We start from the raw sequence: 6262 nt of genomic DNA, 5'->3' as shown, positions 1-6262 counted from the left end.
GGGGCATGCAGTCGTGGCAAGCCCTCCGATGCCATATCGGCTCTTGAAGCTGGCTGAGGGTCATGGGTAATCAGGAAATAGAATACTGGTCACATTTTATAAGCCACAAACGGCCTGAACATCGTTTAATTAGACCGCAAACGATTTTTATGGGCCCTGTTTTTTATCACTCGGTCATCATTTGATAATCAAATGTTAATTTCATGATTTCCTGGGGGGAACAGCCGCCGGGTGGAGTCATGTAACACCGAAATAACATCCTCCAGCGGTTGCTGCCGCAATTGTGCCAACAAGCGGGCTATGGTCGGCAGGCTGGCCGGCGTGTTCACCTCCCCCTGCTGGCCTTGCAGCGGCATGTCGGGAGCGTCGGTTTCCAGCAGCAAGGCCTCCAGCGGCATCTGGCGTATCGCCTCCCGGGTCTTGTTGGCCCGCTCATAGCTGATGACCCCCCCGATCCCCAGCCTGAAACCCAGTTGCCAGAACACCTCCGCCTGACGCAGGGAGCCGCTGAAGGCGTGAATGACCCCCCCTTGTGGCGGAGTGAAGCGCCGCAGGATCTTGGCGACCGTGTCGTTGGCACGCACCGAGTGGACGATGAGGGGCAGCTCATGCGCCATGGCCAGCCGCACCTGCGCCTCGAACATCTCGACCTGCCCCTCCTGCGGCACATGGGAGCGCAGATCCAGCCCGCACTCCCCCACGGCCACCAGCCCACGGGGCCGACTCGCCAGCAGGGTCTCCAGCCGGGTCAGTGCATCCCGGGGCTGCTTGCCCACATACCAGGGATGGATCCCCAGGCCATAACGGATGCCGTCGTGGCGCCCGGCCAGCGCCATCACCCGCCCCCAGTTTTCCTCTCCCAGGGCGGGGATGATATACTCGCCCACCCCCAGCTGGCGCCACCGGGTCAGCAGCGCCTCCCTATCGGCGTCAAAGACCGGAAAATCGAGGTGGCAGTGGGTGTCTATCAATTCCATGTCGCGCTTACCTGTCTGTCGTACTCAATGGGTTCATTCCATGCCAACACACGTTTCCCGAGGCTTTACCCTGATAGAACTGGTGCTAGTCATCATCGTGCTGGGGATCCTGGCCGTCACCGCCCTGCCCCGCTTCATCAACATCCAGGACGACGGGCTCAAGAGCAGCGTCTCGGCCACGGCGGGCAGCTTTGCCAGTGCCGCCCGGCTCGCCCACGCCGGCTGGGCGGTCAAGGTAAAGGGGAGCCCCTGGCACTCTACAACTTTAGCGGCATGGGCATGCAGGATCTCGACATCAACAGCCATGGCTGGCCGGTGGGCACCAAGGAGGACCAGGGAGGTCAGGGGCCCGATACCGTCTTCCCCGGTGGCGACAGCGATCAGATCTCCGTCAGCAGCCGGGACGACTGCGAGAGCCTGTTTGGCGCCCTGCTCGATACCGATCTGACGGTGGCCGATGAGTTGCACCAGGATTCAGACAGTGACTACATATCCCGGCTCATCCCGGCAGACGCTCAGGCTGACGGCGCCCTTCGTCACGACAACTGCCGCTATACCCTGCGCAGCTCCGTTGGCCGCTTCCCGGCATACCCCGACGGGCTCTCGTTCGACTACAACAGCGTCACTGGTGCCGTGACCCGCCAGTTCCAGTGAGGTCGTCGCCCTTCTCCGGGCGCTTCTCGTCTTCATCATGGCGTATCGGCGCGCAGCAGCGCCGGTTCTCCGGTGTGAGTCCCCACTCCTGGCACCAGGCATCGTAGCGAGCCAGCCAACGCAGCAATATCCCCTTCATGGGCGCCTCCTTGTCTTGATGGTTTCCCCACAAGCCTGCCCCAATCCAACTCCCCAGACCAGCATCTCGGGGCCAGCGGCGTCATGGCCTGTCCAGCGGCAGCAGCAGCCCCATGGAAATCTCGTCCACATAGCCCTCGTCCAGCCGATAGGCCTGCCGTCTCACCCCTTCCTCCACGAACCCGCACTTGCGATACAAGGCGTGGGCCACCTCGTTGTGGGCCATCACTCCCAGCTCCAGCCGGTGAATACCGAGATCCCTCGCGGCCGCGATCAGGGTACGCAGCAACCGTTCACCCCATCCCTGCCCGCGCGCCCCCGAACGCAGCCCCATCACCACCAGGGCGCAGTGGCGGTTGCGTGCCAGGCCGCCACCAAGGAGCGCGGCAAACCCTTGCACCTCCCCCGCCAGATCCAGCAGCCACATGGCCTGGTTGGGGGCCGCGGCCATGGCCTCGAGCCGCCTGCGCTGCCCCGCGATGTCCGAGGGGCGCTCTCCCGCTTCATACAGCATGAAGCGGGTCTCCCTGTCCAGTTGCCCGAAGAAGCTGTCCAGCACCGCCGCATCCTCCACCCCTGCCATACGAATCATCACGCCGACCTCCCTGCCTGGTGGTTCTGCCGACCACGACCATAAAAAAAACGACTCCCTCAGGAGTCGTTTTTATCAGAGCCATCTGGCTAACGCCACGCCCTCTGCCCGCTCAGGCTTTCGCTGGCAGGCTCAGGCGAGCAACCGCTTCCACGTGCATGGAGTGCGGGAACATGTCCACCGGCTGCACCTCGTCCAGCACGAAGCCCTGCTTGACCAGCCAGGCGAGATCCCGGGCCAGAGTCTGGGGGTTGCAGGAGACATAGACCAGACGGCGCGGCGCCATGGCCACCAGGGTCTGCAATACCGCCTTGTCACAGCCCTTGCGGGGCGGATCCATCACCACCACGTCGGCACTCACCCCGTCGGCATGCAGGGCAGGCATCAGCTGCTCCGCCTTGCCCACGTGGAACTCGGTCTGCTCGATGCCGTTGAGGGCCGCATTGCGACGGGCGTCGCTGATGGCGCTCTCCACCGACTCGATCCCCACCACCTTGGCGGCCTTGCCTGCCAGGAACAGGGAGATGGTGCCGATGCCGCAATAGATGTCGAACACCGTCTCGCTGCCGGTCAGCTCGCAATACTCCAGCGCCTTGGAGTAGAGCACGTCGGTCTGGCTCGGGTTGTTCTGGAAGAAAGAGAGGGGCGAGATCTCGAATTCGAGCTCGTGGATCTTGTCGCGGATCACCCCGCTGCCCAGCAACACCCGGTTCTTGTCACCCAGGATGCGGTTGGTACGCGCCTCGTTGATGTTCTGCACCAGAGTAGTGACCGGCAGATCCGCCAGGGCCGCCAGCAGCTCGGTTTCGAACGGCAGCGCTTCGCCCAGGGTCACCAGCACCACCATCAGCTCGCCGCTCTTGAAGCCCTTGCGGGTCATCAGGTTGCGCACGCAGCCGGTGTGGGCCACCTCGTCATAGGCCGCGATGTCGTGCTCGCGCATCCAGTTGCGTACCCGGGCGTTGAGCTCCACGTGCAGCGAATCCTGCACCGCGCAATCATCGGCGGTGATGAGGTCATGGGAGTGCTTGCGGTAGAAGCCGATCTCGGCGCCCGCCTCGCTGCCACGCACCGCGTACTGGGCCTTGTTGCGGTAGGCAAACGGCGTCTCCATGCCGAGGATAGGGTTGACCACGGCCTCACCCAGACCGACCTGCTCCAGTGCGCTCTGCACCAGGCTCTGCTTGAGGGCAAGCTGGGCCGGATAGGCCAGCGGGCGCACCTGGCAGCCACCGCATTCGGTGTTGGGGCAAAAATCGGCCACCCGATCGGCAGAGGGTTGGGTCAGCTCGACCAGCTTGCCGTGCAGGTAGTTCGGTTTGACCTCGGTCAACTCGACCAGCGCCTGCTCACCGGGCAGCAGACCCTCGACAAACAGGGGGCGATCGAACAGGCGACCCTTGCCATCCCCCTTGTCGGTCAGTTCCAGAATATCGATCTGATGTTGGTGTCCCACTAACGGCATGAGCGGCTCCGAAGGCATGAAAGAGAGGGTGACGACGGGGCAGACCCGGCGACCCCGAATAAAGGGTGGCAGAGTTTAGCGGAGATCCGCCCAAAATGCAGGCATAAAAGACCCCGCAAACACAAATAGCGACCCCGGCCACCAGCGGCCCGGTCCGGGCAGCCTGGCCAGTCCGCCCCAATAAAAAAACCGCCGGACGGGGCCGGCGGTATGACATTCATGGCAGCAGGATCAATGGCTGTAGGCTTTCTCGCCGTGGCTGGTCACGTCCAGCCCTTCGCGCTCGGCATCTTCCTTCACCCGCAGACCGATCAGCAGGTCCACCAGCTTGTAGGCCACGGCCGAGACCAGGGCGGTCCAGACCACGGTCACCCCCACGCCGATGACCTGTACCTTGACCTGGGCCAGGATGGAGTATCCCTCGGCCACCTGGTTGGTCACATAGTCCCACACCCCGGTGCCGCCCAGATCCGGGCTGGCGAACACCCCGGTCAGCACGGCCCCCAGGATCCCGCACACCCCGTGCAGGCCGAACACGTCCAGGCTGTCATCGGCCCCCAGCAGACGCTTGAGACCGTGCACGCCCCACAAACCGGCCACACCGCTGAGCAGGCCGATGATGAGGGCGCCCCCCACACCGACGAAACCGGCGGCAGGGGTGATGGCGACCAGGCCCGCCACCGCACCGGAGACAGCGCCAAGCAGGGAGGGACGGCCCTTCATCGCCCACTCGGCGAAGGTCCAGGAGAGGGCGGCAGCGGCCGGTGCGATCCAGGTGTTGGCGAAGGCCAGGGCCGCCGTGCCGTTGGCTTCGAGGGAGGAGCCAGCGTTGAAGCCGAACCAGCCGAACCAGAGCAGGGCGGCACCGATCATGGTCATGGTCAGGCTGTGGGGGGTCATGGGGTCACGGCCATAGCCAACCCGTTTGCCCACCATGAAGGCCCCTACCAGACCGGCCACCGCGGCGTTGATGTGCACCACGGTGCCACCGGCGAAGTCCAGAGCGCCGTGCTGGAACAGATAGCCTGCGGTGGCACCGGCCGCTTCGGCGGCGGCCGCATCCGTGTAGGCATCCGGACCCGCCCAGTACCACACCATGTGCGCCATCGGGATATAGGCGAAGGTGAACCAGATCACAGCGAACAGCAGCACCGCCGAGAACTTCATCCGCTCGGCAAAGCCGCCGACGATGAGCCCGCAGGTGATGGCGGCAAAGGCACCCTGGAACACCACGTAGATGAATTCGCTGATCCCGACCCCCTTGCTGAAGGTGGCGGCGATGGAATCCGGCGTCACCCCCATCAACAGCACCTTGTCGAAGGAGCCGTAGAAGGCGCCGCCCTCGGTGAAGGCCAGGGAGTAGCCGTAGACCACCCAGAGGACGGTGATGAGGCAGAACAGGGTGAACACCTGCATCAGCACGCTCAGCATGTTCTTGGCGCGCACCAGGCCGCCGTAGAAGAGGGCGAGGCCCGGCACGGACATCAGGATCACCAGGGCCGCCGCCACCATCAGCCAGGTATTGTCCCCCTTGTTGATGGTCACGGTCGCGGCCGCCTGTACCACATCGGCCTGCGCGGCCACCTCTTCGGCCCAGCCCGGGGCGGCCATGGTGGCGGCCAGCGCCAGCAGGCCAGTCATTACGAGTCTCTTGAACATACAGCCCTCTCCTTGTCGTCCCGGCATCCGGGTCCATTTCCTGATATGCATTTCCAACCTGGCCACCTGCCCACCGTACCTGTGTGGCTCACGGAGACATCATGGCGACATGACATGGGGAAAGCATAAAGCAGGCCAAGAAAAATAATCCTTTTATTTCATAGCGTTATCTTTTCATCACATTCAACACGCACCATCTTGGCGCACAATGCCCGGTTACAGGGGGAAAATCGCACTTTGGCTGTGCATTGCCGGGAAAATGCACCAGGATGACCCAACCACCTCACAATGACAGGGCGAACCCGTGGTGATGTCACCCTGGCAGGCTTATCTATCCTGCTAAGGTATTTATGAAATAAATGAAATGGGCCATACCATGGTGAAATCAAATGAGGCTGACGGCCAATATCCCCCCACCCAAGGGGCACAAGCACGATAAGAGTGCAAACTCGCGCCATTCGTCTGGCTTGCCCCGAAATGCCCGGTCATACTGGCAAGCCATCTTCCCCTGTTCCCAGCGCCGCGAGGAGCCCATGCCCAATCTCAACGTGACCGAAATCAAGGCCTTCGTGCCTGCCCGGGATTTCCCGCTGTCAAAGCAGTTCTATCAGGATCTCGGCTTTACCCTGGCCTCCGATGGCGACGGCGTGGCCTATTTTCATCTCGGCAACGCAAGCTTCCTGCTGCAGGATGGCAATCCCCCCAGGGCGGGAGCACACTTTGTTGATATTTTAACCAAAGAATAACTGAGCCCGATAGTCGTCATTCCAGCCGGCT

5 protein-coding genes and 1 pseudogene are annotated in these 6262 nt (G+C 63.0%); 2 read left to right on the top strand and 4 right to left on the bottom strand.

Annotated elements, in window-relative coordinates:
* Positions 1-188: 188 nt before the first annotated feature.
* Positions 189-977, bottom strand: a complete 789-nt coding sequence (locus OKB81_RS18850; RefSeq protein ID WP_043153000.1) for a TatD family hydrolase — start codon at positions 975-977, stop codon at positions 189-191.
* A 40-nt stretch (positions 978-1017) separates the two neighbouring features.
* Between OKB81_RS18850 and tppF the strand changes: the two are divergent.
* Positions 1018-1631: pseudogene (gene tppF, locus OKB81_RS18845) on the top strand (type IVa pilus pseudopilin TppF).
* Between the two features lie 220 nt (positions 1632-1851).
* Here the strand turns inward: tppF and OKB81_RS18840 are convergent.
* The 3 genes from OKB81_RS18840 to amt form a co-directional block, all read right to left on the bottom strand.
* Positions 1852-2361: a GNAT family N-acetyltransferase gene (locus tag OKB81_RS18840; protein WP_270664173.1), complete on the bottom strand. Its 510-nt coding sequence runs from the start codon at positions 2359-2361 to the stop codon at positions 1852-1854.
* 112 nt (positions 2362-2473) lie between these two features.
* The gene (rlmD, locus tag OKB81_RS18835; protein ID WP_048209027.1) at positions 2474-3826 is read right to left on the bottom strand and encodes a 23S rRNA (uracil(1939)-C(5))-methyltransferase RlmD; all 1353 of its coding nucleotides are present in this window, start codon (positions 3824-3826) and stop codon (positions 2474-2476) included.
* Between the two features lie 231 nt (positions 3827-4057).
* Positions 4058-5485, bottom strand: coding sequence for an ammonium transporter (gene amt / locus OKB81_RS18830; protein WP_010673021.1), 1428 nt, complete (start codon positions 5483-5485; stop codon positions 4058-4060).
* Between the two features lie 533 nt (positions 5486-6018).
* Here amt and OKB81_RS18825 point away from each other — a divergent pair.
* Positions 6019-6231: a hypothetical protein gene (locus tag OKB81_RS18825; protein ID WP_270698305.1), complete on the top strand. Its 213-nt coding sequence runs from the start codon at positions 6019-6021 to the stop codon at positions 6229-6231.
* Positions 6232-6262: the final 31 nt, after the last annotated feature.

This window comes from Aeromonas sp. QDB56 (assembly GCF_027705505.1).
Taxonomy (GTDB): domain Bacteria; phylum Pseudomonadota; class Gammaproteobacteria; order Enterobacterales; family Aeromonadaceae; genus Aeromonas; species Aeromonas caviae.
Note: the sequence above shows the minus strand (reverse complement) of the source record. Positions and strands in the feature narration are given on the sequence as shown.